The 13,929-nt window shown below is 67.9% G+C and carries 17 protein-coding genes; 9 read left to right on the top strand and 8 right to left on the bottom strand.

Going from position 1 to position 13,929, the window contains the following annotated elements:
• Positions 1-108: 108 nt before the first annotated feature.
• Entirely contained in the window at positions 109-465 is a 357-nt protein-coding gene (locus PV766_RS15685; RefSeq protein WP_016931990.1) for a hypothetical protein, read from the bottom strand.
• A gap of 229 nt (positions 466-694) precedes the next feature.
• Between PV766_RS15685 and PV766_RS15680 the strand changes: the two genes are divergently transcribed.
• The gene (locus tag PV766_RS15680) at positions 695-943 is read left to right on the top strand and encodes a hypothetical protein (RefSeq protein WP_129977442.1); all 249 of its coding nucleotides are present in this window, start codon (positions 695-697) and stop codon (positions 941-943) included.
• A 71-nt stretch (positions 944-1,014) separates the two neighbouring features.
• Here PV766_RS15680 and PV766_RS15675 read toward each other — a convergent pair whose 3' ends face one another.
• From PV766_RS15675 to PV766_RS15660, 4 genes are all read right to left on the bottom strand, one after another.
• Positions 1,015-2,457, bottom strand: coding sequence for an alpha,alpha-trehalose-phosphate synthase (UDP-forming) (locus PV766_RS15675; protein WP_129977441.1), 1,443 nt, complete (start codon positions 2,455-2,457; stop codon positions 1,015-1,017).
• A gap of 137 nt (positions 2,458-2,594) precedes the next feature.
• Positions 2,595-2,741, bottom strand: a complete 147-nt coding sequence (locus tag PV766_RS15670; RefSeq protein WP_016931993.1) for a hypothetical protein — start codon at positions 2,739-2,741, stop codon at positions 2,595-2,597.
• 74 nt (positions 2,742-2,815) lie between these two features.
• Complete coding sequence (locus tag PV766_RS15665; protein WP_421097349.1) at positions 2,816-3,382, bottom strand: type 1 glutamine amidotransferase domain-containing protein; 567 nt, start codon at positions 3,380-3,382, stop codon at positions 2,816-2,818.
• Positions 3,383-3,470: 88 nt separating this feature from the next.
• The gene (locus PV766_RS15660) at positions 3,471-4,997 is read right to left on the bottom strand and encodes an FAD-dependent oxidoreductase (RefSeq protein WP_421097348.1); all 1,527 of its coding nucleotides are present in this window, start codon (positions 4,995-4,997) and stop codon (positions 3,471-3,473) included.
• A 190-nt stretch (positions 4,998-5,187) separates the two neighbouring features.
• Between PV766_RS15660 and PV766_RS15655 the strand changes: the two genes are divergently transcribed.
• Positions 5,188-6,243, top strand: a complete 1,056-nt coding sequence (locus tag PV766_RS15655; RefSeq protein ID WP_421097347.1) for an alpha/beta hydrolase — start codon at positions 5,188-5,190, stop codon at positions 6,241-6,243.
• Positions 6,244-6,299: 56 nt separating this feature from the next.
• Here the strand turns inward: PV766_RS15655 and surE are convergent, their stop codons facing one another.
• Together surE and PV766_RS15645 are read right to left on the bottom strand one after the other, a co-directional pair.
• Positions 6,300-7,091 carry a 5'/3'-nucleotidase SurE gene (gene surE / locus PV766_RS15650; protein WP_421097346.1) on the bottom strand — a complete coding sequence of 264 codons (792 nt, stop codon included), beginning with the start codon at positions 7,089-7,091 and terminating at the stop codon, positions 6,300-6,302.
• Positions 7,088-8,044, bottom strand: a complete 957-nt coding sequence (locus PV766_RS15645; RefSeq protein WP_421097345.1) for a 1-phosphofructokinase family hexose kinase — start codon at positions 8,042-8,044, stop codon at positions 7,088-7,090. The genes surE and PV766_RS15645 overlap by 4 nt, the downstream gene beginning before the upstream one ends.
• A gap of 115 nt (positions 8,045-8,159) precedes the next feature.
• Between PV766_RS15645 and PV766_RS15640 the strand changes: the two genes are divergently transcribed.
• From PV766_RS15640 to PV766_RS15625, 4 genes are all read left to right on the top strand, one after another.
• The gene (locus PV766_RS15640) at positions 8,160-8,603 is read left to right on the top strand and encodes an SRPBCC family protein (RefSeq protein ID WP_129977431.1); all 444 of its coding nucleotides are present in this window, start codon (positions 8,160-8,162) and stop codon (positions 8,601-8,603) included.
• Entirely contained in the window at positions 8,600-10,192 is a 1,593-nt protein-coding gene (locus tag PV766_RS15635; RefSeq protein ID WP_255161496.1) for a phytoene desaturase family protein, read from the top strand. Before PV766_RS15640 ends, PV766_RS15635 begins: the two co-directional genes overlap by 4 nt.
• A gap of 197 nt (positions 10,193-10,389) precedes the next feature.
• The gene (locus tag PV766_RS15630) at positions 10,390-11,016 is read left to right on the top strand and encodes a HemK2/MTQ2 family protein methyltransferase (protein WP_255162943.1); all 627 of its coding nucleotides are present in this window, start codon (positions 10,390-10,392) and stop codon (positions 11,014-11,016) included.
• 4 nt (positions 11,017-11,020) lie between these two features.
• Positions 11,021-11,287 (top strand): CDGSH iron-sulfur domain-containing protein, encoded by a 267-nt coding sequence (locus PV766_RS15625; protein ID WP_129977428.1) that lies wholly within the window; start codon positions 11,021-11,023, stop codon positions 11,285-11,287.
• A 227-nt stretch (positions 11,288-11,514) separates the two neighbouring features.
• On the opposite strand, the gene PV766_RS15620 is transcribed toward PV766_RS15625, so the two are convergent.
• The gene (locus PV766_RS15620) at positions 11,515-11,670 is read right to left on the bottom strand and encodes a DUF6131 family protein (protein ID WP_006552398.1); all 156 of its coding nucleotides are present in this window, start codon (positions 11,668-11,670) and stop codon (positions 11,515-11,517) included.
• 216 nt (positions 11,671-11,886) lie between these two features.
• On the opposite strand from PV766_RS15620, the gene PV766_RS15615 reads away from it, so the two are divergent.
• From PV766_RS15615 to PV766_RS15605, 3 genes are all read left to right on the top strand, one after another.
• Positions 11,887-12,432: a Dps family protein gene (locus tag PV766_RS15615; RefSeq protein WP_016932917.1), complete on the top strand. Its 546-nt coding sequence runs from the start codon at positions 11,887-11,889 to the stop codon at positions 12,430-12,432.
• Positions 12,433-12,472: 40 nt separating this feature from the next.
• A complete protein-coding gene (locus tag PV766_RS15610; protein WP_421097344.1) occupies positions 12,473-13,573 on the top strand; it encodes an NAD-dependent epimerase/dehydratase family protein in 1,101 nt (366 codons plus the stop codon).
• 80 nt (positions 13,574-13,653) lie between these two features.
• On the top strand, positions 13,654-13,926 hold the full coding sequence (locus PV766_RS15605; RefSeq protein ID WP_129977426.1) for a hypothetical protein: 273 nt from the start codon (positions 13,654-13,656) through the stop codon (positions 13,924-13,926).
• The last annotated feature ends 3 nt before the right edge of the window (positions 13,927-13,929 follow it).

Genomic DNA, 13,929 nt, shown 5'->3' with positions numbered 1-13,929 from the left:
GGGATAAACCCGTCACGGTGGGAGGAGTGGACCGAAATATGCTGTTGTCCAGCGAGTTCGTTCTCGTGGGAGTCGTGGTCTGCGGTGGTCGGAGGGGACGGGGCGGGCTCAGATGACGGCGCGGACGGAGATGGTGGCGTAGGCGACCATCAGGACCAGAAGCGCCCATCCCGCGCCCTGCCAGATCGGCCAGCGCCCCCCACGCTTCCAGGTGCGGTAGGCCGTCAGCAGTGCCCCGAGTCCGCCGAGAAGCAGGACGAGGGTGGGGCCGAAGACCAGGATCCGGCGGGCGGGATCGGTGCAGACCGCGAAGGCCGCATCCGTGCAGTCCTGCCCGGAATTCGTACCCCAGAGGATGGCGACACCCATCAGCGCGAGTGCCACTGCGATCACGCCGACCGCGTAACCCGTCGCCTTACGGGCCGTGCGGGGGTCGTTCCAGCGTTTCTCCACATCCTGGGTCATGGTTCGGCTCTCCTCACGTCGAAAGGCACACGTGCGCGCACCGGGCCGACGCAGTGTCGGGTGCGACTCGACCTTCGAGTACCCCGGACCGCACCGCTCAATCGGGCATGAAGCGATCACGCGATCTCTCGGCCCGGGGTTCGCGCCGGAACCTTCCGGAATCCCATCGGCACATCCGGTATGACCGGATCGTGGTTCTCGGTGCGTTTGTTCGGTTTCCGTCGCGGGTATGGCTACCCGGCCGGACGGTCCGGCGTGTGGTACGGATCGAGGTGAGATCGTGCGATTGTTGAGTCTCGTGGTCCTGGTCTGGTTGATCATCGGCGCGGTGGCGGCCGGTCAGCGCGGCTACTTCGGCGACTCGGACCAGAACTGCAGCAGTCTTGCGACGGTGGCGGTCACGGTCGTGGCGGGGCCGCTCAACTATGTGGGCGTCAACCCCGAGGTCGAGTGCGAGGTGCCGCAGCCGAGTCGGTAGGTCCTGCGGTCCTTCGGGCCCGGGAGCCGGGTATGGGTCCCTCTCCGGTACGCACCGGAGAGGGACCGCGATCAACTGCCGGAGACGCCGACGCGGGCACCCGAGGCAGCCTGCAGATCCTCGAGGAAAGTGCGCGACCATCGGGCGACGTCGTGCTCCATCACGTGGGCGTGCATGGTCTTCATGCGCCGCATGCGTTCGGCGGGATCCTCCTCGATCGCCTCCACGATCGCGCGCTTGACTCCTTCGAGGTCGTGCGGGTTGACGAGGAGGGCGCGACGCAGTTCCGCTGCAGCTCCGGCGAATTCGCTGAGCACCAACGAGCCGCTACCGTCGCCGTGGCAGGCGATGAACTCTTTCGCGACGAGGTTCATGCCGTCGCGCAGAGGAGTGACCAGCATGACGTCGGCGCCGGTGTACATCGCGAGCAACTCGTCGCGGTCGACCGAGGAGTGGAGATAGTGGACCACCGGTGATCCGAGACGTGCGAACTCGCCGTTGATCCGGCCCACTTCGCGCTCCACCTGGTCGCGGAGTTGCGCGTACGCCGTCAACCGTTCACGACTCGGAGTGGCCAACTGCACCATCACGACCTTCTCGGGATCGAGAGTTCCCTCGGCGAAGAGTTCGTGCAGTGCTTCGAGGCGGACGTCGATCCCCTTGGTGTAGTCGAGACGGTCGACGCCGAGCAGCATGACCTCCGGATCGCCCAGATCCCTGCGGATCTCCGCAGCACGATCGCGGATGGCCTTCTCGCGCGAGCGATCCCGGAGGTGAGCAGAATCGATGGAGATCGGGTAGGCGCCGACACGAACCTTCCGGTCGCCGAGATCGACGGTCCCGCCGGACGAGGTTCCGCGCGGTGCCGGGAGCCCGAAGAGCCGGTTCGCGAGATAGACGAAGTTCTGTGCTCCACCGGGAAGGTGGAAGCCGACGAGATCGGCACCGAGCAAACCGTCGACGATCGCCGTGCGCCACGGCAACTGCAGGAAGAGTTCGGTGGGAGGGAAGGGGATGTGGAGGAAGAACCCGATGGTGAGGTCGGGCCGGAGGTCGCGCAGCATCCTGGGGACGAGCTGGAGCTGGTAGTCGTGCACCCACACCGTCGCCCCGGGGGCCGCAGCGCGGGCCGCGGCCTCGGCGAACCGCTTGTTGACGTCGCGATACGTGCGCCACCAGCGGCGATCGAAAGTCGGGGGGATGAGTGCATCGTGGTAGAGAGGCCACAGGGTGTCGTTCGAGAAGCCCTCGTAGTACTCCTCCACTTCCTGCGCGGACAGCTCGACCGGATACAGGGAGAGCCCGTCCTCCTCGAAGGGCTCGAGGGCTACGTCGGGGGTGCCGGGCCATCCGACCCACGCGCCGCCGCTGGAACGGAGGACCGTCTCCATCGCGGTCACCAGACCACCGGGGCTGCGCCGCCACACCGGTGGGCTGCCATCGGCAGGCGTCTCCAGATCGACCGGCAAGCGATTGGCGACCACGACGAAATCGTCGGAGTGCGGCTCGTTCATAATCCCGCCTTCGTGCAATGCCTCACGGCGAACCAACCCCACATTTCGAAATCGACCACTTCTTGCTATCAAGGCGGGTCGGGTACCGCAAACCGCGACAGCGGATGCGAGCCTTCCGACAGCAGGTTTCCGAGATGTCAGTTCTCGCTCGCCACGGGCGCCGCCGAGTTGTCGAACATCTCGTCGATACGCTTCTTGATCTCTGCGGTACTGAATCGCACGCCCTGGGGGAGGGTCGCGGAGGACGAGATGGTGACGCCGGAAACGGGGTTCTGCTCGAGCATCGTCGAGGTCCTTTCGGAAGGCAGAGGGGAACGACTGCGACCTCCGTGGTCGCAGCCCGGGAACGGAAGGGGATTCAGCCTGCGCGGCGCGCGGCGAAGAGATCGATCAGAGCCTTGCAGAAGGCCGGCAGGTCGCCCGGATTGCGGCTCGACACGAGGTTGCGATCGACGACCACCTCCTGATCGACGACGTTTCCGCCGGCGTTGCGGATGTCGGTCCGCACGCTCGGATACGACGTGAGCGTGCGGTCGCGCACCACGTCGGCCTCGACGAGCGTCCACGGTCCGTGGCAGATCACGCCGACGGGACGCCCGGACATGACGAATTCCCGCACGAAGGAGACGGCACTGTCGTCCTGCCGCAGGTGGTCGGGATTCGTGGTGCCCCCGGGAAGGACCAGACCGTCGAAGTCGTCGGGAGACACCTCGGAGACGAGGCGATCGACGATGTACTTCCCCGCGGCGTGGACGTCCTTCTCCATGGCCTGGATCTCGCCCTGCTCGATAGAGACGAGCCGGACGGTGGCGCCCTCACTCTCGAGTGCCTGGCGCGGCTCGACGAGCTCGACCTCCTCGACTCCGTTCGTCGCGAGAATTGCGACGGTCAGTCCGGACAGTCGTGCCCCATCGGCGGAACTCATGGTCGTGTGATCCTTTCTCGGTGCGGTCGGATACCCGGCCGGTCCGGGAGCCAAACGCGGGCTTTCACCTCCGGTTTCACCTTCGGCTTCACCTGGGGGAGAGGTCGCCGGTCGCCGGACCCTCCAACCGGCCGCCGTCGGCGGCGAACCGGGAGCCGTGGAGCGGGCAGTCCCATGACGACTCTGCGTCGTTCCACCGCAGGATGCCGCCGAGGTGCGGGCAGACCGCGCTCACGCGGTGGGTCCGACCGTCGACCGTGGAGATTCCGACGGGTCGCCCGCAGCTGCGCACCACCCGCCCCTGTCCTTCCCCGGGTTCCGAGCCCGAGGACGTCACGGCCTGCCACCAGCCCTTCGCCATGTGCAGCGCGACGGTGGCGTTGAGGCGTGCGGCCGTGGGCGCTCCGGTCACCAGTTCGGTGCGCCAGGCCGCCATGGCAGGAGCCCACGCCTCGACCTCGGGATCCGGCGACTCCGAGAACCGGGACGCGATGATGTGGGCCGCCGCGACGCCGCCGGTCATTCCCCACTTGCCGAAGCCGGTCGCCACCCAGATCCTGTCGGCGCCGGGCAGGATCGGCCCGACCTCGGGCAGGCTGTCCATGTTCGTGTAGTCCTGCGCCGACCAGCGGTACAGCTCGCGGGCTCCGGGGAACGTCCGCTGGCTCCATCGCAGCAGGTCGTCGTAGGCGGCGCGGGCCGAATCGTGCCGGCCCACCACGTGCCCGTTCCCGCCGACGAGCAGCAGGCGATCCGCCGACGCGGACGTGCCCGCCGCGGAGGCGGTGCGGAGCGACCTGGTGGGACTGTCGGCGGACAGGAACATTCCCTCCGGAGGACCGCCGGGCACCTCGACCGCGATGGAGTACGAGCGGTCGGGCTCCATGCGGGCGAAGAACGCCCCGCGGTCCAGGATGGGGATGCCGGTCGCGAGTACCACGCGATCGGCGCGGACATCGCCGTCGTCGGTCCGGACGATGCATCTCGCGTTCTCGGTGTCCACGGTCTTCACGCGACGCCCGACGAACACCTCCGCCCCGGCCGTGCGTGCCCGATCGACCGTCGTGACCAGGAGGGGCATGGGGTCGATCTGGACCTGATCGGGGATCATGACCGCGGCGGCCACATCGAAGGGGAGCGGGATCTCGCCGACCCGTTCTGCCGGCAGTCCGGCGGCGCGGCAGTGGTGGTGCTCCGCGTCGATCATGCTCACGTTCGACGGGTCCTGTGCGTAGGTGTAGGCGTCCGCGCGGTCGAAGTCGAGTCCGTGCTGCGTGCAGAAGTCGACGATCCATCGTTGCGCCGCGAGAGTGCCGTCCACATAACCCTGACGTATCGCGCCGGAATGCCTGCGGCCGATCTGCGACAGGCGCGTTCCTTGCAGCACGCTCACCTTACCGGTGGTGTTCCCGGTGGTCACGGCCCCGATGTCCCGGGCCTCGACGACCGCGACGCGAAGTCCGCGCTCCGCGAGAAGCAGAGCTGTCACGGTACCCGTGATCCCGGCACCGACGACCACGACGTCGTAGCGCTCCCGGCGGGTCGTCCAGTCGTCGTACGTCGCGGTCTGCGGGGCGCGATCCCGCCACAGGGACACCGTGGTCTCGGTAGACATACGCGCTGGTTACCTCCCGGCCCGGGCAGGTAAACGGATCCCGCCCGAGTACGGTCGCCCCCCCGAGTCCCCGGTCCGTCGCCCGGGCCGGGTGTTTCGATCCCGGACAACTGTGGGTAAACCGCAGTACCACGCTGAGTAAGGCGAAAGAAATCGACGAGTTTCGTGGGGTGATCCACAGGAGGTTCCAGTGCTGTCTTCGCAGATCGACGATGCCGGTGAGTGTGGAGGTGTCAGCCGCACCCATCGTGGAGGTAGCGTGCGCTCGCGGGTCGTGCGGGGCGCGATACGTGCGCTCGCGAAGCCGGTGGTGGGGGCATGGATGGCCCGGCCGGACCTCGCGTGGCCCCTGTCGGTCGTCGACGGCGCTGCGTCCTTGCTGCCCAAGCCCTCCGGAGCGCAGTACGTGAACGTCGACCTGGGCTCGTGTAGTGCCGAGTGGATCCGAGCGGAGGGACGGTCGACCAAGCGCGCGGTGCTGTACCTGCACGGTGGCGCATTTCTCATGTGCGGCCTGAACACCCACCGCTCACTCGCCGTGAGCCTGTCGGATCGCGCGGACGGCGCGGTTCTCAGCGTCGACTACCGGATGCTGCCGAATGCTCCCATCGCCCATGCGGTGGACGATGCCGTACGCGGTTACGAGTGGTTGCGCGAGAAGGGTTACCGGGGGGAGGACATCGTCATCGCAGGCGATTCCGCCGGTGGATATCTGGCATTCATGACCGCCCTGGCGATCGCGGAGTCCGATCTGCCCCGCCCGGCGGGGATCGTCGCACTCTCCCCGCTCGTCGATCTCGACCCGGATCGGCGCGCCGAACACGACATGCGGTCGGCGTGCCCGATGTTCCCGGGATCGGCCGTGCAGTCGCTCGTACGGTACATCGAGGGCACCCACACCCGGCTGACCGTCGACGGGGAGCCCGGGCCGCTGATATGCCCGCTGGACAACGACCTCAGTGTGCTTCCGCCGGTGATGATCCACGCCGGCCACGACGAATTGCTGCGCAGCGACGCCGAATCCATGGCTCGGGCCGTGCGGGAGGCCGGCGTGAACTGCGACCTGCACGTGTGGCGACACCAGGTGCACGCGTTCCCGATCTTCGCCGACAGTCTTCCCGAGAGCCGGCGTGCGATCGCCGAGGCCGGTAACTTCGTGCGGTCGGTGACGGAATCGGCCGGTCGTGCGGAGAAGCCCGTGGTGACGCCGATCTCCGGTTTCGTGTCGAATTCCGCAGTGGCCTGACATCTTTCGCGGGCCGGATCGCTCGGTCACGGCCTCCGTGACCGAGCGATCCGGACCTATTGCTGCGAACTGTCCGAGTGGGCGAACTCCAGAGCGCCGAGGTCGGCGTCCGCCACCTCGAAGGGCATCGTCAGCACGGTGGCGGTCGCCCACCCCCGACACACGAGAACGGCGTCGCTGTCGTGGGATTCGTCGAGTTCGACCGCCCGGAAGGTGACGGGCACGGCACGTGAGATGTCGCCGTCGTTCTCGACCTCCCCGATCTCCGCCTGGACGGCACCGAACTCGGCGAGCGGAGCACTGCGCAGTCCGCGGAGTTCGCCGACCGGGATGTCCGGGATGTTGACGTTCAGCACCGCACCAGGACGGGTGTTCTCGATCGCCCATTCCAGAGCCCGACGTGCCACCAGTTCGGCCGTCTCCCACTGGGACGGAGCGGTGCCGTTGAGGGACAGTGCGACCGCCCGGGCTCCGTGACTCGCCGCGGTGAGGGCCGCGCCCACGGTGCCCGAGTGCAGGATGGCGTGACCGGTGTTGGGGCCCAGGTTGATCCCGGACAACACGATGTCCGGTGCGGTCCCGAACGCGCCGTACGAGGCGAGGAAGGTGATCAGCGCCGGAGATGCTTCCACCGCATAGGATTCCACGTCGGGAAGGCCGTCGAGTGGGCGGCTGCTCAACAGGAGTTTTCCTTCGTCCTGGAGAGCGGTCAACGATGCACTCGCACCGCTGCGCTCGACGTGGGGCGCCGCCACCTGCACGTCGAATCCCGCTTCGACGGCGATGCGGGCGAGCAGTGCGAGACCGGGGCTGTCGATGCCGTCGTCGTTGACGATCAGTGCTCTCATGAACGCTTCCCCTTCAACTTCCGGACCTGTACTTTCTCGGCCATCTTCTCGACCGCGGAACGATGCCCCGTCGCCAGACCGCGACGCGTGACGTTGACTGCGCCCGCAGCGGCGCCGAGACGCAACGCGTCCTCGAACGTCGCGCCCGCGGCATAGGCCGACGCGATACCTGCGGTCATCGAATCGCCGGCGCCGTGATGATCCACCGTCTGCACCGAGGGGGCCTCCACCTCCCAGAGGTTCCCGTCGTCGAATGCGATCGCCGGGTCGCCGGCCCGGGAGACGACCACCGAGGCGGCACCGTCGTCGTGGAGACGGTGCATGGCCTCGATGAGATCGTCGAGGTCGTCGGACTCGGCACGACCGTCCTCGATGAGATCCTCGTGGCTCACCTTCAGCACCGTCACCCCGCCTTCGAGGGCAGCACCGAGGGTGGGGCCGGACAGGTCGGCCACGACCGGTATGCCCAGCGCCCCCAGGTCGGCGCACAACCGTTCGTACACCTCCGTGGGCACGGCTTCGTCACAGTGCGGCCCACCCAGCATCGCGACCTTCGCACACATCGCCGATGCCAGAGACGCGCTGAACAGGTCGTCGGTCTCGTGCCGGGTGAGCGCCGGTGGGGCGATCTCCACGATCTCCTTGCGTTCGCCTTCCCGACGGTCGTGGATGTAGGAACCGTTGGCCGATGCGGTCTCCACCGGATGCACCGTCAGCCCCTCCCGGTTGATCATGTCCACGAGGATCGACCCCGATTCACCACCGAAGGGCCCGCACAGATGCACGTCCATTCCCAGAGTCGCGGCCATGCGCCCGATCCAGAAGCCCTGGCCGCCCGGGTGGACGTGCAGTTCGGTGCTTCCGTCCGGCGCCTTCTCGAGCGTGACCGTGAGCAGGGGAGAGGGGGCGAAGACGAAGGCGTACGGGTTCACGGACGTGTTCTCGGGTTCCATGCCGGTCCGTATACCCCCTCCGAGCAGCGATGACACCCGATCTCGTGTGACACCTGCGGTAGCGGGGTATGCGTCTGCCGCAAGCGAGCTGTCGTCCAGAACATGAGGAGTGGGCATGGCCAGGATCGCGACGATCGAGGCACCGGTGACACCGTCGAAGGTCTGGGAGATCCTCGCGGACGGCTGGCGGTACGCGGGATGGGTGGTGGGTGCGTCCCGCATCCGAGCGGTCGACCCCGCCTGGCCCCGCCCGGAAACCCGGATCCACCACTCGGTGGGTCTGTGGCCGTTCCTGCTCGACGACCACACCGAGGTCTGCGCGATGGTGCCCGAACGGGAACTCGTGCTGCGGGCACGCGCCTGGCTGTTCGGTAAGGCCGAGATCGCGATCTCCCTCGAACCCACCCAGGACGGCGGCACCCGCATCGCAATGGCCGAACACGTCGTCGAAGGACCGTACGCACACGTCCCCGATCGTGTGCAGGAGGAACTGGTGTTGCCGCGGAACCAGGAATGTCTGCGACGACTGGTGCTGCTCGCCGAAGGCGCCACCGAATGAGCGACACGACGGTCGATGCGGTCGTCATCGGTGCCGGGCAGAACGGCCTGACGGCCGCCGCTGTGCTCGCCGACGCGGGATGGGACGTCCTCGTGCTCGAAGAGCAACCCGAACCCGGCGGAGCGGTACGCAGCGCCGAGCTCCATCCCGGATTCCGCGCCGATCTGTTCAGTGCGTTCTATCCCCTCGGTGTGGCCTCACCTGCCTTCCGGGCCCTCGATCTGGAGGCACACGGACTGCGGTGGGCGCGATCGCCCAAGGCATTCGGTCATCCGCTCGGACCGCACGACGAGGACGCGATCGTCGTCTCGCCGGATCCGGCGGACACGGCAGCGGACCTCGAACGCCGCTGCGCCGGTGACGGTGCGGCGTGGCTGGCCCTGTTCGAACAATGGAAGCAGGTGCGCGGCCCACTGCTCGAACTGCTCCTCGGGCCTTTCCCGCCCGTCCGGGGCTCCGTCGACCTGATGCGGACCATGAAGACGGGGGACCTGCTGCGCTACGCACGCATGCTCGCGTTGCCCGTCACCCGGATGTCCGCCGAACTGTTCGGTGGCTCGGCGGCGCGGCTGTTGCTCCTGGGCAATGCGATGCACGCCGACACCCCGCCCGAAGCGCCCGGCAGCGGCGTCATGGGGTACATGCTCACGATGCTCGCGCAGGACGTCGGCTTCCCCGCGCCGGTCGGTGGCGCGGGGGCGCTCACCGATGCACTGGTCCGGCGCGGCACCTCGGCGGGTGCGGAGGTGCGGTGCACTTCGCCCGTGGTGGGCATCGAGGTGCAGGGCGGGAAGGTGTCCGCCGTGCGCACCGCCGGCGGCGACCGGGTGAAGGTGCGACGCGCCGTCCTTGCCGACGTCTCGGCTCCGGCCCTGTACACGCGGCTCCTCCCGGCCGCCGCCGTCGGTTCGCGCGTGCTCGACGACCTCCGCAAGTTCGAATGGGACACCCCGGTGGTGAAGGTGAACTATGCCCTCGACGGCCGTGTGCCGTGGCGTTCGCCCTCGCTGAGCGGAGCCGGCACCGTGCACGTCGGCGCCGACACGAACGCGATGATCAGGTGGTCGGCCGATCTGTCCACCGGCGTCGTCCCCGAATCGCCCTTCCTGTTGTTCGGGCAGATGACCACGACCGATGCCACGCGGTCGCCGGAGGGCACCGAAAGCTGCTGGGCCTATACACATCTGCCGCGCGGCGTCACGGACGACGCGTCAGCCGACCGCCTCGCCGAGCGTGTCGACGCGCAACTCGAGTCCTACGCACCGGGATTCGGCGCACGTGTGGTCGGGCGACACGTCCAACGGCCCGGGGACCTCGAAGCAGCCGACGCGAATCTCGTCGGCGGCGCCGTCAACGGTGGAACCGCGCAGGTCTACCAGCAGTTGTTCCTTCGGCCCACCCCCGGATTCGGCGGACCGCGAACTCCGGTCGACGGTGTCTATCTCGCGGGTGCGGCCGCGCATCCCGGCGGCGGAGTCCACGGGATGGGTGGCTGGAACGCCGCGCATGCCGCGCTCGCGGACGGGAAACGCACTGCTCCGGTGACGCGTCGTGTGCGCAATGCGGCTCGCCGGATGCTGTTCTCGTGACACCGGACGCCACGTGTGCCTCGGTGGCGTGTTTCACACGGAAGTAGCACGGGTATCCGCCCGCGAACGGACGGATCCGGGTTTTCGCCCGGTGTGGTGGAGATGCCGTCGAGCTCGAGATACCGAGGTGGTGTGACGTGACAGCTTCCCTGGCGCTGGACGGATCGGATTCGCCGCGAGTATGGCGTCTTCCGGGGGTGTACCGCCCCCAGGAGGATTCGTACCTGCTGGCCGGCGCGCTTGCGGACGCAGGCGGTGCCGAAGGTGCGAATGTACTCGATTTCTGCACCGGGACAGGATTTCTGGCGGTGAACGCTGCCCTGCTCGGCGCTTCCTCGGTGACGGCCTTCGACATCGACCCACGCGCGGTGCTCAGCGCACGCCTCAACGCGTGGTCGCGCCGGCTGCCGATCCGTGCCCGGCAGGGAAGCCTGGACGACGCGTTGCTCCACGGTCCGTTCGATGTCGTGCTGTCGAACCCGCCGTACGTTCCCTGTGAGGGGCAGAACCGCGACGCGCGCTGGGATGCCGGCGCCGACGGACGCTGCGTTCTCGATCCGTTGTGCGACAGTCTTCCCTCGCTGCTCGCTCCCGGCGGATTCGCGTTGATCGTGCACTCGGAGTTCACCGGTGTGGATGCGACGCTGTCCCGTCTGCGGGATGCGGATCTCGAGGCGTCCGTGGTGGCCCGCAACCGGATCCCCTTCGGGCCGGTTCTGCGCAACCGTGCGGGATATCTGTATTCGACACAACTGGCGGAACCCGGGGCTCTGATCGAAGAAGTGGTGGTCGTGCGTGCCGACCGTCCCCGCACGAGGGGTTGAGAATGTGAGTGGTACACCGAAGATCACACGGCTCACCGCGGACGGTGAATGCGAAGCACGTGTGGTGCGGCAGGTGAGGGGCGGTCCGACCCTCGTGGAGGGCCCGGTCCGGATCGTCGCCGACGACGGCGCCGAGACGGTGTCGGACCGCTTCGTGGTGGCCGTATGCCGCTGCCACCGCAGCGCCCTGTACCCCCTGTGCGACACCAGTCATCGCGCCCTCCGGAAACCGAAGACGGCAGCTGCGCGCACCGATACCGAACATCACTGAGACGACACCGAGAGACCGAGACGACACCGAGAATGCGGGCCGGCCCCTGTACGGGGCCGGCCCGGATGCCGTTTCCGGGGAGCCGGTCGGCCGGCCGAGGCGGCCTGCGGGGAACCCCCGGCGGTGGACAGGCCGGAAACGACGAATCCCGGGTGCTCGGAAGCACCCGGGATCCGGAGTCCTGTCTCGTGCCGGGCGTCTCCTCCCGGCACGGACTGTCGAAGGGGTCAGTACCAGTGTGCGCGTCCGCCGATGGCCCGGCCCGTCGCGCCCAGGATCGCAAGGATCACGCCGATCACCAGGAGTATCACTCCGAGTGTGGTGAGGATGGAGATACCGGTGAAGAACCCCACCACCAACAGAATCAGACCCAGAATGATCATTGTCGCCACCTCAGATGTCATGTCCGAGACCTGGAAGTCTCGGAGCCCGGCGATCGAATAACCGGGTTGGTCCGTTTCCAAACGTTTGTGACAGGAGAAATTCGGACGAAAGTCCTCCCGCGCCGGTCGAAGGTCATCGAGTACGCCCGGATGTTTGGATCTCGCCGTGTCCCGGGTACCCGTCTGCCGACACACCCGAGCATTCTGGAGGTAGATATGTCGAAGTCGAGCTACACGGTTCCCGGCCTGAGCGATGCCGACGGTTCGCGCACCGCGCAGATTCTCCAGGAGCGCCTGAGTGCCTACAACGACCTGCACCTCACACTGAAGCACATCCACTGGAACGTCGTCGGCCCGAACTTCATCGGCGTCCACGAGATGATCGACCCGCAGGTCGAGCTCGTACGCGGGTACGCGGACGAAGTCGCCGAGCGGATCGCCGCGCTCGGTGGTTCCCCCAAGGGCACGCCCGGTGCCATCGAGAAGAACCGCACGTGGGACGACTACTCGGTCGGCCGCGACACCGCGCAGGCGCACCTCGCCGCCCTCGATCTCGTCTACGACGGGCTGATCACCGACAACCGCAAGGCCATCGACGAGGTCGGCAAGCTCGATCCGATCACCGAGGACGTCCTGATCGGCCAGACCGGCCAGCTCGAGAAGTTCCAGTGGTTCGTCCGCGCACACCTGGAGAACGCCTCGGGTGCTCTCCCGAACGCGGATGCGCAGACGGAGAAGGACGCAGCGGACTCGGCCCGCTGACCGGGACACACGGACGGCACGGACGGCACCGACGATCCCGATGGCCTCGACATCACGGACCGGCCTGCCACGACGCATCGTCGTCACCGGAGCGAGCGGAAATGTAGGCACGGCGCTTCTGCGCCGGCTGGCCGCTCATCCCGCACAACTCGATATCGTCGCGATCGCGCGCCGGACTCCTCCGGCGCGCGATCCGTATGCGGCAGCGACGTGGTGTGCCGTCGACCTCGCGGATCCCGACGCCGCACGGGTGCTGGCGCCGATCTTCGCGGGCGCCGACGCCGTCGTCCACCTCGCGTGGGGATTCCAGCCCTCGCACCGTCGCGACTACCTCCGCCGGGTCGCGGTGGACGGCACCCGCGCCGTACTGACGGCCGCTGCCGATGCCGGGGTGCGGCACGTGGTTCACATGTCCTCGGCCGCTGTCTACTCCGGCGGTGCGTACGGCCGGGAAGTGGACGAGTCGTGGGGTCGTGAAGGGGTGCCCACCTGCGTGTACAGCGTCGACAAGGTCGCGGCGGAGAAGTTCCTCGACGACTACGAGACGGGTACGAACGTTCCCGTCCTCACGCGTTTCCGACCGGGATTCATCGGGCAACTGGTCTCCGGCTCGGGCCTCGAACGTTACGTGCTGCCCGAGTTCGTGCCCGCCGGCATCACGAACCACCTGCCGGTGATTCCGATCGACCACGGTCTCACCATTCCGGCCGTGCACTCCGACGATGTCGCGGACGCGCTGGTCGCAGCCCTCGAACGTCGGGTACCCGGTCCGTTCAATCTGGCGGCGCCGACTCCGGTGGGAGCGCGGGATTTCGCCGCTCCGTTCGACTGCCCGACGGTTCCGGTGCCGCGATGGGGGCTGTCGGTGCTCGCCGAAGCGACCTGGCGCCTCCGGCTGCAACCGGTGCAGGGCGGCTGGATCGATCTCGCGTACTCCTGCCCCCTGCTCGACTGCACCAGGGCCCGGGACGAACTCGGGTGGTCGCCGAAACACGACGGTCCTGAAGTGTGGGCCGAGACGGTACGCGGAATGCGCAGCGCGACGGGCACGGACAGTCCTGTCCTCTCTCCGCGCAGCGCGCGGGAACGCCTTGCCGCACTCGTCGAGCGCGGACCGATCGGCCGGCGGATTCCGTCGTAACACTCTCCGGCGCAGAATCATCCGTTCCCGCTCTTGTCGGCCCTGGGTTTCACGGGCGACCGGATGCGGTATCCACGAGCATGACGAAACCATCGAATCGAGCTCACGCTCCCACCACTGCTTCCCGAGCTTCGGGTTGGGTCGGATACGCCTGCATCCTCGCGGGGATCGCTGTCGTCGCTCTCGTCCTCTACGCGGCGGGCGACGGCTTCGAAGGATGGGTGCTCGTCGGTGCCGTCGCCGCGGCCGTGCTCATCGTCGTCGGCGTCGTGATGTCCGCTGTCAATCTCCGTCGACGCCGCCTCCGCGGCTCCGGTGGTACCCCCACACACGAACCCGGTCTCATCGACTGAGCC

Source organism: Rhodococcus sp. As11 (assembly GCF_048957735.1).
Classification (GTDB): Bacteria; Actinomycetota; Actinomycetes; order Mycobacteriales; family Mycobacteriaceae; genus Rhodococcus; species Rhodococcus gordoniae.
This window is presented reverse-complemented; position numbering and strand designations above follow the sequence as displayed.

Coding starts and splice junctions, on each gene's coding strand:
- PV766_RS15685 (WP_016931990.1), bottom strand. CDS start 465: ATGACCCAGGATGTGGAGAAACGCTGGAACGACCCCCGCACGGCCCGT.
- PV766_RS15680 (WP_129977442.1), top strand. CDS start 695: ATGGCTACCCGGCCGGACGGTCCGGCGTGTGGTACGGATCGAGGTGAG.
- PV766_RS15675 (WP_129977441.1), bottom strand. CDS start 2,457: ATGAACGAGCCGCACTCCGACGATTTCGTCGTGGTCGCCAATCGCTTG.
- PV766_RS15670 (WP_016931993.1), bottom strand. CDS start 2,741: ATGCTCGAGCAGAACCCCGTTTCCGGCGTCACCATCTCGTCCTCCGCG.
- PV766_RS15665 (WP_421097349.1), bottom strand. CDS start 3,382: ATGAGTTCCGCCGATGGGGCACGACTGTCCGGACTGACCGTCGCAATT.
- PV766_RS15660 (WP_421097348.1), bottom strand. CDS start 4,997: ATGTCTACCGAGACCACGGTGTCCCTGTGGCGGGATCGCGCCCCGCAG.
- surE (WP_421097346.1), bottom strand. CDS start 7,091: ATGAGAGCACTGATCGTCAACGACGACGGCATCGACAGCCCCGGTCTC.
- PV766_RS15645 (WP_421097345.1), bottom strand. CDS start 8,044: ATGGAACCCGAGAACACGTCCGTGAACCCGTACGCCTTCGTCTTCGCC.
- PV766_RS15640 (WP_129977431.1), top strand. CDS start 8,160: ATGGCCAGGATCGCGACGATCGAGGCACCGGTGACACCGTCGAAGGTC.
- PV766_RS15635 (WP_255161496.1), top strand. CDS start 8,600: ATGAGCGACACGACGGTCGATGCGGTCGTCATCGGTGCCGGGCAGAAC.
- PV766_RS15620 (WP_006552398.1), bottom strand. CDS start 11,670: ATGATCATTCTGGGTCTGATTCTGTTGGTGGTGGGGTTCTTCACCGGT.
- PV766_RS15615 (WP_016932917.1), top strand. CDS start 11,887: ATGTCGAAGTCGAGCTACACGGTTCCCGGCCTGAGCGATGCCGACGGT.
- PV766_RS15610 (WP_421097344.1), top strand. CDS start 12,473: ATGGCCTCGACATCACGGACCGGCCTGCCACGACGCATCGTCGTCACC.
- PV766_RS15605 (WP_129977426.1), top strand. CDS start 13,654: ATGACGAAACCATCGAATCGAGCTCACGCTCCCACCACTGCTTCCCGA.